The sequence below is a fragment of the Myroides odoratimimus genome (assembly GCF_004337635.1).
Taxonomy (GTDB): domain Bacteria; phylum Bacteroidota; class Bacteroidia; order Flavobacteriales; family Flavobacteriaceae; genus Flavobacterium; species Flavobacterium odoratimimum.
Window position 1 is genome coordinate 2,596,386 of the sequence record NZ_CP037427.1, and the last position, 14,878, is coordinate 2,611,263.

At 31.6% G+C, this 14,878-nt stretch carries 14 protein-coding genes; 7 read left to right on the forward strand and 7 right to left on the reverse strand.

What is annotated here, in order from left to right; genetic code table 11:
- The first annotated feature begins 5 nt into the window (after nt 1–5).
- The 3 genes from E0Z07_RS11700 to E0Z07_RS11710 all read left to right on the forward strand — a co-directional run bounded on the left by E0Z07_RS11700 (nt 6) and on the right by E0Z07_RS11710 (nt 2,731).
- Entirely contained in the window at nt 6–515 is a 510-nt protein-coding gene (locus E0Z07_RS11700; RefSeq protein ID WP_006265101.1) for a DUF1573 domain-containing protein, read from the forward strand.
- An 8-nt stretch (nt 516–523) separates the two neighbouring features.
- Nucleotides 524–1,531, forward strand: a complete 1,008-nt coding sequence (galE, locus tag E0Z07_RS11705; RefSeq protein ID WP_131540777.1) for a UDP-glucose 4-epimerase GalE — start codon at nt 524–526, stop codon at nt 1,529–1,531.
- A 447-nt stretch (nt 1,532–1,978) separates the two neighbouring features.
- Nucleotides 1,979–2,731: a helix-turn-helix domain-containing protein gene (locus tag E0Z07_RS11710; RefSeq protein WP_131540778.1), complete on the forward strand. Its 753-nt coding sequence runs from the start codon at nt 1,979–1,981 to the stop codon at nt 2,729–2,731.
- Between the two features lie 573 nt (nt 2,732–3,304).
- Here the strand turns inward: E0Z07_RS11710 and E0Z07_RS11715 are convergent.
- The 3 genes from E0Z07_RS11715 to E0Z07_RS11725 all read right to left on the reverse strand — a co-directional run bounded on the left by E0Z07_RS11715 (nt 3,305) and on the right by E0Z07_RS11725 (nt 6,315).
- Nucleotides 3,305–3,952, reverse strand: a complete 648-nt coding sequence (locus E0Z07_RS11715; RefSeq protein ID WP_006259226.1) for a DUF6891 domain-containing protein — start codon at nt 3,950–3,952, stop codon at nt 3,305–3,307.
- 2 nt (nt 3,953–3,954) lie between these two features.
- Nucleotides 3,955–5,064, reverse strand: coding sequence for an enoyl-CoA hydratase/isomerase family protein (locus E0Z07_RS11720; protein ID WP_006263358.1), 1,110 nt, complete (start codon nt 5,062–5,064; stop codon nt 3,955–3,957).
- Nucleotides 5,065–5,274: 210 nt separating this feature from the next.
- Entirely contained in the window at nt 5,275–6,315 is a 1,041-nt protein-coding gene (locus tag E0Z07_RS11725) for a DUF6266 family protein (protein ID WP_006263359.1), read from the reverse strand.
- 779 nt (nt 6,316–7,094) lie between these two features.
- Between E0Z07_RS11725 and E0Z07_RS11730 the strand changes: the two genes are divergently transcribed.
- The 3 genes from E0Z07_RS11730 (at nt 7,095) to E0Z07_RS11740 (ending at nt 9,918) form a co-directional block, all read left to right on the forward strand.
- Complete coding sequence (locus tag E0Z07_RS11730; protein ID WP_131540779.1) at nt 7,095–8,003, forward strand: DUF6268 family outer membrane beta-barrel protein; 909 nt, start codon at nt 7,095–7,097, stop codon at nt 8,001–8,003.
- A gap of 208 nt (nt 8,004–8,211) precedes the next feature.
- On the forward strand, nt 8,212–9,321 hold the full coding sequence (locus E0Z07_RS11735; RefSeq protein ID WP_131540780.1) for a WD40 repeat domain-containing protein: 1,110 nt from the start codon (nt 8,212–8,214) through the stop codon (nt 9,319–9,321).
- Between the two features lie 210 nt (nt 9,322–9,531).
- Complete coding sequence (locus tag E0Z07_RS11740; protein ID WP_131540781.1) at nt 9,532–9,918, forward strand: hypothetical protein; 387 nt, start codon at nt 9,532–9,534, stop codon at nt 9,916–9,918.
- A 121-nt stretch (nt 9,919–10,039) separates the two neighbouring features.
- On the opposite strand, the gene E0Z07_RS11745 is transcribed toward E0Z07_RS11740, so the two are convergent.
- The 3 genes from E0Z07_RS11745 to E0Z07_RS11755 form a co-directional block, all read right to left on the reverse strand.
- Nucleotides 10,040–10,588 (reverse strand): DUF4304 domain-containing protein, encoded by a 549-nt coding sequence (locus E0Z07_RS11745; protein ID WP_131540782.1) that lies wholly within the window; start codon nt 10,586–10,588, stop codon nt 10,040–10,042.
- A gap of 223 nt (nt 10,589–10,811) precedes the next feature.
- A complete protein-coding gene (locus E0Z07_RS11750; RefSeq protein ID WP_131540783.1) occupies nt 10,812–11,555 on the reverse strand; it encodes a LytR/AlgR family response regulator transcription factor in 744 nt (247 codons plus the stop codon).
- The gene (locus tag E0Z07_RS11755) at nt 11,546–12,613 is read right to left on the reverse strand and encodes a sensor histidine kinase (protein ID WP_006259220.1); all 1,068 of its coding nucleotides are present in this window, start codon (nt 12,611–12,613) and stop codon (nt 11,546–11,548) included. The genes E0Z07_RS11750 and E0Z07_RS11755 overlap by 10 nt, the downstream gene beginning before the upstream one ends.
- Nucleotides 12,614–13,431: 818 nt before the next feature.
- Here E0Z07_RS11755 and E0Z07_RS11760 point away from each other — a divergent pair.
- Complete coding sequence (locus tag E0Z07_RS11760; protein ID WP_131540784.1) at nt 13,432–13,896, forward strand: copper resistance protein NlpE; 465 nt, start codon at nt 13,432–13,434, stop codon at nt 13,894–13,896.
- Nucleotides 13,897–14,431: 535 nt separating this feature from the next.
- On the opposite strand, the gene E0Z07_RS11770 is transcribed toward E0Z07_RS11760, so the two are convergent.
- Nucleotides 14,432–14,872 carry a hypothetical protein gene (locus E0Z07_RS11770; protein WP_131540785.1) on the reverse strand — a complete coding sequence of 147 codons (441 nt, stop codon included), beginning with the start codon at nt 14,870–14,872 and terminating at the stop codon, nt 14,432–14,434.
- Between the last annotated feature and the right edge of the window lie 6 nt (nt 14,873–14,878).

The window sequence follows — 14,878 nt, forward strand, 5'->3', positions numbered from 1 at the left end:
ATATAATGAGTAGAATAAAATATACACTCTTCATTCTATTGTTCTTTACACTATTAGTGGGATGTAAAGGAGGAGAAGGAGAGACAACCAGTTTAGAAATTGTTGATAACGACAGACATTATTATCCAGTTATTCAAGGAGAAGAGAAGACAATGGTATTTCCTTTAGTGAATAAAGGAGATAACCCATTTGTTCTAAAAGATATTATAGTGTCTTGTGGTTGCATAGTTGCCCATACAGCTTCGTTAAAACATATTCCAGCAGGAGGAGAAGGAAAACTTGTATTAAAGTTTGATACGACTAAAAACATAGGCTATGTAAAGCATTATGTCACACTATATGGCAACTTTGATACCATAGAGAATATAGAAGTCACTTTTGACTTAAATGTAGTGCCAGATGCACATTATACTAAAGATTATGAAGAGTTGTATAGCTTACATAAGGGAAGTACAGCAGAAGACCTAGTAGATGGTACTATAGATCGTGATTATTATTTAGATGTAAAACAATAAAATAGAACATGAAAAAGATATTAGTGACTGGAGGACTAGGATATATAGGGTCTCATACGGTAGTGGAGTTATTAGAGAATAATTATGAGGTAGTGATAGTGGATGACTTATCTAATTCTGAAGAAGATGTCTTACAGAATATTAAGAAGCTTACAGGGGTAGAACCTGAGTATTATTGTATAGATTTAAAAGATAGTCATCAAGTAGCTCAGCTATTTGATAAGCACAGATTTGATGGTATTATTCATTTTGCAGCATATAAATCAGTAGGAGAGAGCCAAGTACTTCCTTTAGAGTATTATGGTAATAATATAGGTTCGCTACTGAACATTCTAAAAGAAATGAAGAGACAGAATCTCTCTAATTTTATCTTTAGTTCTTCTTGTACAGTATATGGACAGGCTGATATCATGCCTATCAGTGAAAGTACTCCTCTAAAGATGCCCGAATCGTGCTATGGAAAGACTAAGCAGATGGGAGAAGAGATTATACGTGATTATGTTGAGGCAGAACAAAAAAGAGCAACTTTGTTGAGGTATTTTAATCCTATAGGTGCGCATCCATCAGGATTACTTGGAGAAATGCCTAAAGGGATACCTAATAATTTAATCCCTTATGTAGTACAGACAGCAGCGGGTGTCAGAGAATGTTTGAATGTATTCGGAGATGATTACGAGACAGAAGATGGAACCGCTATTCGAGATTATATCTATGTGATAGACTTAGCTAAAGCTCATGTGGCAGCACTAAAGAAACTGTTGTCTAGTGAAGAGGATAAAGTACTAGACATATTTAACCTTGGGACAGGAAAGGGAACTTCTGTATTAGAGATAGTCAAGAGCTTTGAAAGAATTAATGATATAAAAGTACCGTTTAAGATCTGTGATAGAAGAGCAGGTGATATCGAAATAGCCTTTGCAGATGCATCTAAAGCAGAGTTAGAATTACAGTGGAAAGCAAATACGACTATTGAAGAATCGTTAAGAACAGCATGGAACTGGCAGCAGAATTTGTAGTGTAATAATTTGGCAGAGTATCGGTATTTATACGCAAAACAAATTGAATTTTTTTGGCAATGAATAGGCTTGTTTCACGTATTATAAGGAACTGTGATTTTGTTTTAGAGGTGAAAAAAGTTATTTTTGCAGGATTGTGTAAAAGAGAATAATATAAATATTTAACTGTTTTTAGAAAGAACTTTATGTTTTAGTTTCCATACAACTATAGATAAAAGTTTGAAAAAATATAAGTAAAGTAAATAGTAATTAAGCATAAAGAATACGAAGTGTTTTAATATCAAGTAGATTAAATTCCCCCCATAAGTTTAATCGTATCTGATTTCTCCCCCTTTTAAGAATAGGTGATATGTCACCTATAGCATTTGGTATGCTTATATATGAATACTTCTGTATTTGTTAGAATGTTTTGTTTTAATAAACAGTATTTAAATTAAGAGTAAAAAAATGAATATCATATTAGCTTTATTTTTAGCTATGTTTTGTGGGGGAAATGTAGCTTTAGCAGTAAATAAAGAACAAGTCGTAAGTGAATTAAATAATAACATTTACAGTGCTAAAGTTAGAGTCTTAGGACAGATAGAGGATTTAGATGTTTTATTAGAAAATAATGATGAGGTATATACTAGATCAGAAGAGAGATCAGAGAACAAACTGTATAATATCTTTTACCTATTTAATGCCATAGCTCTTTTTTTAGTGGCATCTGCAGGTGTTTTTTATTTAAGGTATGTTCGGGGATTAAGAAGAACAGTAAAGCAATTTATGGAGTCTGCTGAGGACCTAGAAGAACAAGGTAATGAAGAAGATAGTACAGAAGAAAAACGGTATATCACAGAAGAGAAAGAACAGGATATCTTACATAAGATAACCCACTTCGAGAAAGAACAGGGATATTTAGATAAAGACATCTCTCTTAATGTACTCGCAGGGAGTATAGGCGTTAATCATCGATATTTATCTTATGTGATTAATAAGAATAAAGAATGTGACTTCGCTACTTATGTCAATGAACTGAGAATAGGATATATCGTCTCTTGCTTAAAACAAGATCCTAAATTTTTAAAGTATAAGATCAGTTATTTAGCAGAACAATGTGGTTTTGCTTCTCACAGCAGATTCACTGTCACTTTCAAAAAAGTGACTGGAGATTCTCCTTCTGTTTTTATTAGTAAACTAAAAACTAAGGATACAGCTTAAGGAAAATAAAAAACTCTCTATAAGGGAGTTATAGAGAGTGAAAAAATTGAACTGTAACTCTTATTTAGATTTGAATGAAAGAGACGTTGTATAATTGTGCGCTATCATACAGTTCTGTCATACTATGATCTGTTGGATTAAGTACAGGTAATTGTTATAAGGTTACCTGTCGGTCTAAATAAACAGTTTTTTTGTGATTATATGGGTGCTTTGCTTCTATCACAAAGGTAATTTTAAAGATAATTTATTGATATACTTTTTTCTCTTAGTGAGAATATTGATTCATATTTTGTCATCAATTATTTATGAGATAGCATAGTCAAACCTATTCTGAATATACCTATATTACTAGTGTAATAATTATTCTATTTGTTTATTGTTTTATTTCTTATAACAAATTTAAGTGGTTTAATAGGTTGAAAACATGATAAATAACATGTTTTTTTAAAAACATTCTCATTATTTACTTATATTCATACTGTGTACTACTATAGCTAATGGAGTAAGAATTGACTATTACGGATAAGATGTAAAAAAGATGAGTAGTACGTATCGTACTACTCATTTTTAAAGTTATATCGTTTTAAGAAGTTTCTCAGCTACTGAATCGTAATCTAGTAATAGGGCATTTTCTGGTTTATAAGCTTGTTGCCACGCAAAGTTTAAGATAGTGATCTTTTGTGTAGCAGTACCATCCCATTCTGTTTTAAACCCATTTTCTTGTAAGGTTTGAACAATTTTTTTACCTACTGAGATAGAGTCTTCCTCTTTTTCAGAGTGCATATCTTGGAAAGCAAGAGTTAAATAAGGATCTTTTTCTCTAAAGGCACGTTGAAGGTCTTGTTCGTTATAAAAACAGATTCCTTTAGACTTCTTTCCTTTTGCCTGTAGTTGTTCTTCTATTTGATCTACTTCATAGTATCCATCATCTATAGTATATCCTGCATAATGAAGTGCGATGATATGTTGATCCACTAGTTGGTCAAAAGCTTTTACTAACTTTTGTGTTGTAGTTGGTACATGCCAATTTTTACTTGCCTTAAGCAGTGCTCTTTCCTCTTTTAGAATAGTTTCTTTTATCCACTTTTCGTTGATTTTACCTTCTAAATCATTCTCATTGATTTCTTCAGTAATAAACTCCTCTACATCTTCACTGTCCCAAAAACCAGATTTAATGAGATAACTAATAGACTCAGCAATGAATTTTTGTTCTTCCGTCATGATTATGCTTGTTTTATATTTTTAAAAGGATGCTCTTCTGTAGACCACAGAGGAGTGAAGTGGCTTTCTATCCATTCGTTACTCACTTGCTCTAATGTACTAGGTGTCCATTTAGGGGATTGGTCTTTATCTATTAATAGGGCTCTTACTCCCTCAGAGAAATCTGGATGTATTGTAAACTGACACGTTAGATTAAGCTCTGATCTAAAGACTTCTTCTAAGCTGTAGTGTTTACTCTCTGTAAGCTGTCTAAAGATAACGTGGACAGAGGTAGGAGAACCTTTAGTAAAGAATGAATACCCTGCTGCCACCCATGCATCAGATTTGGCTACAGGCTCTACGATAGCGATAAATTCTGCTACAGAGCGTATTGACTCTAATGTTGCAATAAGAGACTTGTGTAACATCGCCTGAGATACAGGTAAGTCTGTACTAGGAGTACTGCGCTGTGCTAATAGGGTATTAAGCTTATCTGATAGCTGATCACTACTACTGATCTGTACTAATTCGTCTAGTATACTATCTTTCACAGTAGAAGGTATAAAGTAGTCTGCAATACCTAGAAATAAGGCATCAGCTCCATCAAAGCGAGTTCCCGTTAACCCTAAGTATAATCCATAAGCAGAAGGCATCTTATTTAAAAAATAAGAAGCTCCAACATCTGGATATAATCCAATACTAATCTCAGGCATAGCTAGTAGACTGCGCTCTGTGATAATGCGGTGTGAGGCTCCTGCTAATAATCCTAAGCCTCCGCCCATCACTATACCATCTCCCCAGACAACTATAGGCTTAGGATAAGTATGGATTAAGTAATCTACACTGTACTCTGTAATAAAGTATTCTTCACAGATAGGAGGTACCTGAGTAGGGTCTATAGTTTTATAGTCTTCTATTGCTTTTCTTACTTGGCGGATATCCCCACCAGCACAGAATGCTTTCTCACCAGCACCTTGTAGAAAAATACATTTTATATTGCTATCATCTCTCCATTGTTCTAAAATCCTTTTTAATTCGCTCACGATTTCAAGTGATAGTGCATTAAGTGATTTTTCTGAATTAATGGTGATAATTCCTAAGTTCTCTTTTATGTCTGTTAGTACTATACTCATAGTTGACCTGTTTTGATTGTTTAAAGTTATGAATAATAATCAAACGGTATTGATATCACAAAGATAGTCATAGTACACAGAATAAAGTAGAGTCTGTATAAGGTAGGACTGTAAATTATAATAGTATACCAGTAGATTATAAACAGGTATAATGTACATAAAATTTAATTATTTACAGACTTAGATAAAGCAGATAACTTATTTATTGGCTCATTCTCGTTGTTCGTCATCAGGAAGTAATAGCTTTAGAATAGAGTAAGCTTCATTCATTGTATCTGGAATGAGTGACTTATCGGGTTCACTTATTCTTCTGATCAGTTCCTTACTGACTCTCCTTATATAGCCAGAAGGATAAGCTAGATTATTGTCTACTTCTGTTTGTTCATCGACGGGTTGTTGTTCCCTAAGAGGTATATCCTTGTTTTTAGGATGAATAGGCATAGCTGGTTCTATCTCTTGTTTTGCTTGTGATATAGACTTTTTTTGTACAGTAGAAGATGAGGTGATTGGTTTATCTTCTTTTGTGCTAGGAGTGTCTGTATGAACAGATCTTGGTTGTTGTGCTATAGGTTGGTTATTCTCCACTGTTGTATTCTCTTGTTCAGCAAGTTCTAAAACTCCGTGAAAACAACTAGTACTGTTGATACTATTGTCTGCTGATTTCCACATGCTCCATAGGTATATCCTACCTTTGTCCCAATGGGCAGGTAGGCTGAAGTGCGCATACCTGTCTGCTCGTGTACCTATATTTGGGATATCAATGAATGCATCTAGCTCTTCATTATACGCCATCATCGTAAGGGTATCAGTATGGAGAGTAAGGGCATTGACTAGTGTATTATCCCATTGTACCTTAATCTTCCCAGTTTTGAGGCGATTGATCTTTTTTATTACGGCAGGAGCTAGCGTTCCTATAGAGAGTAATATCTGTTCTACATTGATATATTGTACACCATTGTAGAGTTCGATTCCTTGTTTCATTAATCTGGAAATCATCTGTTCTTTACCTGTCATCCATTTGCCTTCTATAAAGATAGCAGGGCAGTACATATTGACAAAATCCTTGAATTTAGCAGTAAACGTAGAGACTAAGCTCATCTTATCCCATTGTCTCAACTGTGCTTCTGTTGCTTTTTTACGTGATTTATGAGGCTTAGCACGGATGATATTTCTACCTCTCCATCTAACGCCTACTATGGTCCCTACTTTTCCTATTACTTCACTTAATATTCCTTGTTTAATCTCTGCCATAACAACGTTGTTTTTAGGATGTTCTATTTCTTTATACAAGATATAAAATACAGTAATACAAATGTTTATGTTGTTTTAAAAAATAAAGGACTGTTAAGAGTAGTAGCTGTATACGACCATGGCTATATGAGAATATATTTATGTATGTGTAAAGAGTAGAAAACGGCATATTTGGTTAAATAACGCTGTTTAAATAATCATTTTTCACCAACATTATTATGATATCTAAGTATAGTAAAAAGAGAATAAAAGGAGTATTATTGGGCAAAAGAGGCTTTTAGCCAGTTATAGTCCTAGTATTCTCCTAGAATTGTCCAAGGAATAGCCTATATAAGCCATATATACTGAGCTAAGAGGGTGTTGTCTATGATGTGTTATAATGGCTTAATAGATGTTAATGTGTTGTTTATTAGTTGAATATGTTTTTTTAGTAGATAAAAAAATAATACAAATTTGTGTTCTGTCTCTTAATAATTCTATTCATTAGAGTATATATGGGTAAAAAATAATGTAATAAGGCTCCTAAAATGAATATTTTGATCTATTTAATCTGTTTTTGTGGAAGAATAAGTGATTTTTTTATACTAGATAAAGCTTGTTTATCTAGTGTAATGGAGAGATTATGTACGTAGAGAAGTAGAGGTAGGAGAATGCTATGGTGCTTATTCTGAATACTTAAGTAATCGAATCTGTTATTTATATCCTGTGTAGCGAGTCAGTCGTCAAATAGTTTTTACCATTTAATGGAGGTATTGTTTTTTTGTGCCAAAATAGAATAGATGAGAATAGTAACACATTTGATGGCTTTAGGTTTGGTATTTATGAGTATTTATACTGTACAAGCTCAAAGTAAGATACAAGGGGAATTTAAGGTAGATTATGTCCCTATGTCTAATTATATTAGGCCGATAGATAGTTTAAAGACGGATTCAAAAAGTGATTTTAAAAAGGTAGAACTTGCTTTAGAAATCCCTCTTTCTATGAAAATGGACCATCGAGATAAGCCAAGGATATGGTCTGTGATGGCTTATGGAGGGTATGCTAGGATGAATCATAAAGATTATGAAGAACAGCTGTTCCCGTCAGAATTATTAAATACTTCTGTAGGTGTAAAGCACTTTCGATCGATAAGTGATTCGTGGTCATTATTGTTGATGGGGTCTGTGGGGGTGTATACAGATATGGAGAATATAAATAAAGATGCTATCCTTGGGCAGGGAGCAGTATTTTTTATCAAGCATTTTAGACCTAATTTTTCACTAGGAGGTGGGCCTGTATTGACGAATAGCTTTGGGGTACCTATGGTGTTACCAGGTATTTATCTGAATTGGGAGACGAGTGGTGATTTCTTTGTTAAGGTGACTTTCCCTAAAGGCGCTGAGCTGGGATACAAGTTTACAGATCACTTTTCATTAAGTGCAGCTGTAGACCTGCAAGGGATGACCGCTATCGTCAAACAAGATAGTGAAACCAAGATTCTAGGGTTTCAGCAAATCGTAGCTGGTCTGCGTCCTGTGATTAAGTTTTCTGATAATATGACTTTATCGTTTACAGCAGGTAGTACTTTAGTAAGGTCATTCTCTTATAATGAGAGGAAAATTAAGAGTATCTTTAAGGAGAAAAAAGTAGCTGATCCTAAATTCTCTACTACATTCTATGGTGGAATGTCTCTGAAGTGGAGCTTATAGATGAGTAACAAAAAACGTTTTAAAAGAAGGGTATCGTTTGTCTTCTTTTAAAACGTTTTTTGGTTAAATGGATATGGAAAGAAAGAGGTTAGTGAAATGTTTTTTTAAATCTTTTAATATCTGTAAATTAGTTATCTTGTTTAGGTTCTTTCTATGATTAGCTTATGTAGAGAGAATACAGAAGTTTTTAATTAAAAAATAGAAAGCAATGAAGTACAAAGTAAATAGTCATAGACTGATCAATAGAGCAACAAGTAAAGTGCTCAATCTCTCTGTAAAAAACAATGTACTGCATACTGAAACTGGAAAAGAAGATAAACTAAGGAAAACAGAAAAAGCTTTTTCAGATAAAGAACAAGCAATTGATAATTTCTATAAAAAGGAATGGGAAGCTTTAAAAAAAGGCTTTGTATTAGTTAATGAAAACACAATAGTAGGAAATCCTAGTTTACATACTTATATAGGCGGAGGATATACAGGAGCCTTGGTATTCTCTTCTACGCCTAAAGGAATCATAGTGTATAAAAACACTACTGAAGGAGATGTTCTAGTTGTATTAGATTCGTTGGGGAACTTACTTAATGAAATTAAGTTGCCTAGGTGTTTTGCCTGGACAATGAAATATCAAGTAAATAGTGATACTATAGTCTTAGATATAGATCATGCTATTTATCAATACAACCTCGAAAAAGATAGTTTTACTAATCTAAAAGAAGATTATAATGATAGTGTTTCTTTTCTATCAGTTTCAGAGCATCAGATAGCAATAGGTCTAGAAGAGAGTATTGCACTTGTCAATACCTCAAAAGAAATTGTATTCCCTATACCTCATAAGGGTAAAACAGTGTGTTGTGGTAAGTTGTCACAAGATGGAACATTACTCGCTTATCACAGTAAAGTAGGGGAGATTCAGATCTTTAATACTGCTGATGGAAGTATTGCACAGGTTATTACAGGAGATTTTGAAGAGGTAGGACAGATGGAATTTGTTCAATCTAATCAATTACTTGTAGTAAGGGAGCGTTATGGTACATGGGGGATGCGTTATTTTGATTTAGAAATGAATCAAGAAATTAAACTAAAAGAACTGGAAGTACCTGAATATACAAAAGATGTGAATGCCTTCTGTTTTAATAAAGATCAAACAAAACTAGTTTTAGTACAAAGAACTAATGCCTATGTATTTGACTTTATGAATAAAAAAGAGCTACACCATTTTAAGATTGAACACGTAGTCAAAAGTTGCGAGATAAAATTTATAGGTGAACAATTAGGTGTACGAACAGATTATGGGTGTTTTAGTTTGTATGTTGTTTAAGAGTAATATACTAAATAGTATAGAATAAAAATATGAATCGATTTCGGAGCTGTTTTCTTGATGGTACAACACCAATTAAAGGAACAATATATTATTTAAAAGAATTATGATGGATTTAGTTAAGGTATTAGAGAAATATAAAGGTAATCATTTAGAATATTTATTATCAATGCATTATTGTTTATTCGTGAGTGGGATGATATGAGTATTGTGGATAAGTTAAAGAAGCGTATTGAGTTATTTGAGTATTATGAAATACATTTTAATTCTACAAATAAAGAAATCATGGTAAGAAATTATGAAAGATTAATAATTAAATTATCGAAATTACTTATTGAGTTTTTAGGAATTAATCTAGAAAAGTACTCACATGAAATTAATAGGATTAGGGTTATGTTTTATTGTGAATTGGAGAGTCTAAATAAAAATTATTCTTATAAATTAATTAATCATATACCTTTTTCTATTTTAGAAGATTTAAAAGATAAAATTGTTGATTTAGAGGAGTTCCATGATTTGAAATTAGATCAATTATTTCTGTGTTATAAAGAAATGTATGAACTGTTTCTTCATAAACCTTATGATGCTGAGGAGTAGATAGATAGCTCCAATTCGGAGCTGTTTTCTTAATGTTAAAGTGTTTAATAATAGTTTTAATAATTATAAGTGAAGTTTATAAGCTATCAGATTATAGACTTGTTTTAACTAATTGTATTTATTACTCAAAAAGGTAATCGTATATCCCTAAGTGTATATCTTTTTTAGGATACGTATTCATATCAGTTTTGGCCTTTTGGTAAATGTCAATTGTATTAATCTTATTTATAACAGGTAGGATGTAGTTTTCAAAATCAACTTTGAGTTCATCATTTAGTAGTTGATCACACGCATTCTCTCTGAAGATTACATACCAACCTAACCAACCGTGGTTTTTAAACTTGAACATTTTTCTTTCTTTAGATAAAACATCTTCGCATTCGAGAGAATAGACCTGTTCATTATAAGTCCAATCCATTTCTTTATTGTCAATAGTTACTATAGCATTTTGAACACCATCAGGACAGATGTGTAGATAGAAGCGAAAAGACACTTCTCTATCTAATCGACTTTTAGACTTCTCAATTGTTATTTTACTAAAAATAGCTCCGTTTGTTCTTGTCCAATTGTTTCCTCTTCCTTTAATAAAACCGTTTGATTTTAGCGTAGAATTCAAGTATTCAAATACAATTTTGTCAAAATATAGTTTAGGGCTAAATACAGGATGCATAGTTAATCTCGTTTAGTTATTGGTTAAAGGTTAAAGCGAAGTTACATTAAAATTAGTAATGATATAGGTGTTAGAATGTTGTTTTAAAGCTTTTTAGATACATTTATTTTCTTTATGATAGTATGCAACAAAGGTTAACTTATAATAGGGATGTTTAAAATTATGGCTTTCAGATATCTATATAACTTAGTTTATCAAGGAATATTTGATGTCCTTTTTTGAGTTATTTACTTAGTAGGTTTTTATATACTACTTCTGTAAGTAAGGCTTCTTTTCTCATTCTAGAGATAGGTAGTTCTGTTTCTTTAATAAATACTCGACCACCAGATATGGATTCGATATGATTGATATTAATCAAGAAGGATTTGTGAATTCTGAAGAAGTGTTCTTTAGGTAATAATTCTTCTATGGCAATCATGGTCTGATGAATGATTAAACAACGGTGGTTTAGATGAAGTTTTAGGTAGTTCTGCATTGCTTCAATGTACATAATATCTTTCCAATCTATTTTTACGAAACTATCCTCATGTTTGACATATACTGTAGAGTCAATACTATTCGTAGTTTCATTCTGATCTACATTTCTTAAGTCGAATAATTCTTTTGCCTTTAAGGTTGCTTGATAGAATCGTTTAAACGAGATAGGCTTAAGTAGATAATCAACTACTTGTAGTCTAAAACCGTCTAAAGCATGTTCTGAATAAGCCGTTGTAAAAATAACAAGAGGAGGCTGTTTTATAGATTCTAGGAACTCAATACCAGTGAGGTAAGGCATATTAATGTCTAAAAAGAGTAAATCATAAGAGGTATCTTGTATTAGCTCTAGTGCTTCAATAGCAGATGCGCATGAGTCTTCTACTGTTAAGAAATCAATCTTAGCGATATAGTCAATAATTGCTTTTCTAGCTAAGGGTTCGTCATCAACTACTAAGCATTTTAACGGGGAATTCTTTTTATCTATGGACATACTTCTTCTTTTAGTTGAATGGTTAGTTCTACAATATGTTTGTCATCTGTATGCTCTATCTGTAGGGTATGCATATCAGGGTATTGCATAAGTAAGCGTTCTTTTATGTTATTTTCTCCAATACCTCCTTCTTTTTTAGGCAGTTTATACTTTATACTATTAGAGTTTTCGATATATAAATGTAGTGTATTATTTGATTCAGTACAGTTGATTATTATATATCCTTTTGTGTGAGGTAATCTCGAAACATGTTTAAATGCATTCTCGATAAGAGGTACTAGTAGCAAAGGAGCGATTACTAACTTTTGATTGGTCATATTCCATTTGCAGTTCACATCTAGTTCATCTCCCCATCTAATTTGTTCTATAGCGACTAGATCTTTTAGATATTGAATTTCTCTGTATAATAGAACCATCTTATGATTGCATTCATATAACTGATATCTTAAGATATCTGAGAACTTAAGTAGGACTGTAGAGGCAAGTTCTACATCGTTTTGCATTAAGGTATAGATATGATTCAGTACATTAAACATCAAGTGAGGATTGATTTGATCTTGTAACAGTTTGATCTGTGCTTCTAAGTGTTCTTGTTTCAACTTCGTATTTATTTTCTCTATACGATGGTGTTCTTCATAGAAGCGTATTCCGCAGGTAGTGGTAATAATAGCCATAGCGGATGGAATGGTTTTATATAACTGGTTAAAGAATAAGTCTCTTGGGTTGAGAAGTGCATCTTGTACAAATAAATTACTACTACTCAAAAAATAAGGAAATAGTGTAAAGCAAGTAGCTAATAATATAGATAACAAAATAATAAAGAATAAAGCGAATAGTAAAAAGCTCTTTATAGAACCTTTTTTGAGGGCTTTAGGTAGTAAAAAATCACTTACAAAATGGGAAATACTTATTGTGAATGTCATAACAATCAAAGTAGGTAGTAACCAAATATTGTGATCGTGTGGCGATAGTATCTGTGGGTAAACTGAGAAAGTAAGGGTAGTCCAAAAAACGACAAAGAATAGTCGTTTCGGCTTAGAAAGAAATTTGTTTATCATAGTTAAATTACAATCAATTTTAGAAGGTCTATTATTAATACTATGCGAAATACAGTTTTATTATGTGATTATACTCATTTATTTGACTAAGGGTGGATAAGCTTTGATGAATGAAAAAACACCCTCGTTCTTTAAAACAATTATTATTCCAATTTTTGTAAATAAAAAAATCCGAGTATTAGTGTACTCGGATTAAAAAGCGCTAGTAAGAAAATTAAAATACTCTTTATCGTTATTAAAATTATTTACCGTTAGTTGTTATAAATAACTTATTTGAATTACTGTTTGTATAATGTATGCAACAACAAATAACTATTATAATCAATTCAAATATAAGCTTTTTTATAATAGGGTGATAAAAGAATCTTAAAGTAGTTAGGGCTAATAGCTTGTTTTTGAATAATAAAGTGATTATATAAATGTTAAATAAGTTTTAAAAAGACATTAAAAATAAGAAAAGTGACATCTAATGACATCTCGTTTTGATACAAGAAAATGAAAAATATAATAATATCAGGTATAATGTAGAAGTTCTCTTTTATGGAGGGGGTGGCTGTGATTGTGTAAATAGTGAAAGCTTATTTAGTTACTACTGACTATATAGAAAAGAAGGTAAGGGGAGTTTATAGATTTAGCTTATTGACATTTATAGTCCAAGCTGTTTAGAATGTTAAAAATAATAAGGTTTGAGAGGCAAATATTTGTATTGTATATTAATTACCTATCATATCTTTCTTTTTTATATAAAAAAAGAATTGGTTCTTGTTCGTTCTATTATTTGTTGTAATTTTATTCTCTCAAATAATAAAAACAAAGTTATGAAAGGAAAAAAAATGTTAGCATTAGCTGTATTACTTACAGGTATTGCATTTGTTGGTTGTAAAGATACTAAAGCAACAGAAACAACAGAGACAGAGCAAACAGCTACAACAACTGAAACAGAAACTGCTGTTAAGGATGAGCACACTTCAGAAAACTCATTAGACTGGGCAGGTACTTACGAAGGAATTTTACCAGGTGCTAATAGTGATATTAAAACTACTGTAGTTTTAAATCAAGATAAAACTTACGCTAAGACTACAATCTATGTAGACAAAGCAGAAGAGAAGTTTGAAGAAAAAGGTACTTTTACTTGGAACGCTGAAGGAACAATCGTTACTTTAGTTGCTGAGGGTGAATCTACACAATATAAAGTGCAAGAAGGAAGCCTTTTAATGTTAGACCAAGAAGGTAAAGAAGTTACTGGACCTCTAGCTGATAAATATGTTTTAGCTAAAAAATAGTAACATAAGATAAAAAAGAAAAACCTTTCGTAAGAAAGGTTTTTTTATACCATTATTTTAAATACTTAGTAGATTGCTTAGCAATCTATCTTCTTAATATCTTCTTATTCTTTTATTCTTCTAGACCTGATATACATGGTTATACCAATAAGGAAAGTTAGAACACTAAAGAATATTTCTTTATCGTATTCATGTACTTTAAAAGCTTCTAATTGTTTTAAGGTTTCTATATGTATGTTATACATATAAAGTTGGTGGCCTAAAATGAGTAAGGAAGCAATAATGATAAAGCTACTAGTGATTTTTAGTTTCTGTTTCATAGTACTTTTCTTTTTTTATTACATGATCTAATATATTAAAAATATGTGAGTATTTTAGTTTTGTCATATTAAAAAGACTAAAATAGTTCATATTGTGTATTCTTAGGTAGTTGCTTTTAATAAATACCTCTTCAATACATATATTTAAATACAAGAATTAGGCCAAAAAAAAGACTCATATTTTGAATACAAGTCTTTTATATAATTATATGTTGTTACTTAATTACAATTAATTCAACTGAAGTTAAGTGTTTATGATTAATTACAGTTAAGTCAATTTCATTTTGAGTTAATTTGTTTATTTTGAAATTGATATTCTCATTTACAACTGATGATTTTAGAGCTAATGAACTTCCATTTAGTGTATAAGTGCCTTTGTCGCTCTTCTCACTATATCTATCAAATAAGGTGTATTCACCATTTTTTAAAGTAATTTCTACAGAGGATACTTGATATGCTGTTTTCACAGCTTTATTAATATCTGTTGTAAAAGTATAGTACGTAGTCAACCACTTTCTCTCTATATTACTATGAGTAGCTGTTAGAGTTTGTGGTTCATTTAGTGTGTTATTATCATCAGAAGATGAACAGCCTTGAAGTATTGTAATCGTCAATATCGATAATAAGGCAACGGAAAAAGCGATAAATTTCTTCATAGTTTG

What these genes read in the sequence shown, in the direction of transcription:
- E0Z07_RS11700 (WP_006265101.1), top strand. Translation starts at nt 6, where the DNA reads ATGAGTAGAATAAAATATACACTCTTCATTCTATTGTTCTTTACACTA.
- E0Z07_RS11730 (WP_131540779.1), top strand. Translation starts at nt 7,095, where the DNA reads ATGAGAATAGTAACACATTTGATGGCTTTAGGTTTGGTATTTATGAGT.
- E0Z07_RS11715 (WP_006259226.1), bottom strand. Translation starts at nt 3,952, where the DNA reads ATGACGGAAGAACAAAAATTCATTGCTGAGTCTATTAGTTATCTCATT.
- E0Z07_RS11760 (WP_131540784.1), top strand. Translation starts at nt 13,432, where the DNA reads ATGAAAGGAAAAAAAATGTTAGCATTAGCTGTATTACTTACAGGTATT.
- E0Z07_RS11745 (WP_131540782.1), bottom strand. Translation starts at nt 10,588, where the DNA reads ATGCATCCTGTATTTAGCCCTAAACTATATTTTGACAAAATTGTATTT.
- E0Z07_RS11710 (WP_131540778.1), top strand. Translation starts at nt 1,979, where the DNA reads ATGAATATCATATTAGCTTTATTTTTAGCTATGTTTTGTGGGGGAAAT.
- E0Z07_RS11750 (WP_131540783.1), bottom strand. Translation starts at nt 11,555, where the DNA reads ATGTCCATAGATAAAAAGAATTCCCCGTTAAAATGCTTAGTAGTTGAT.
- E0Z07_RS11735 (WP_131540780.1), top strand. Translation starts at nt 8,212, where the DNA reads ATGAAGTACAAAGTAAATAGTCATAGACTGATCAATAGAGCAACAAGT.
- E0Z07_RS11755 (WP_006259220.1), bottom strand. Translation starts at nt 12,613, where the DNA reads ATGATAAACAAATTTCTTTCTAAGCCGAAACGACTATTCTTTGTCGTT.
- E0Z07_RS11720 (WP_006263358.1), bottom strand. Translation starts at nt 5,064, where the DNA reads ATGAGTATAGTACTAACAGACATAAAAGAGAACTTAGGAATTATCACC.
- E0Z07_RS11725 (WP_006263359.1), bottom strand. Translation starts at nt 6,315, where the DNA reads ATGGCAGAGATTAAACAAGGAATATTAAGTGAAGTAATAGGAAAAGTA.
- E0Z07_RS11770 (WP_131540785.1), bottom strand. Translation starts at nt 14,872, where the DNA reads ATGAAGAAATTTATCGCTTTTTCCGTTGCCTTATTATCGATATTGACG.
- galE (WP_131540777.1), top strand. Translation starts at nt 524, where the DNA reads ATGAAAAAGATATTAGTGACTGGAGGACTAGGATATATAGGGTCTCAT.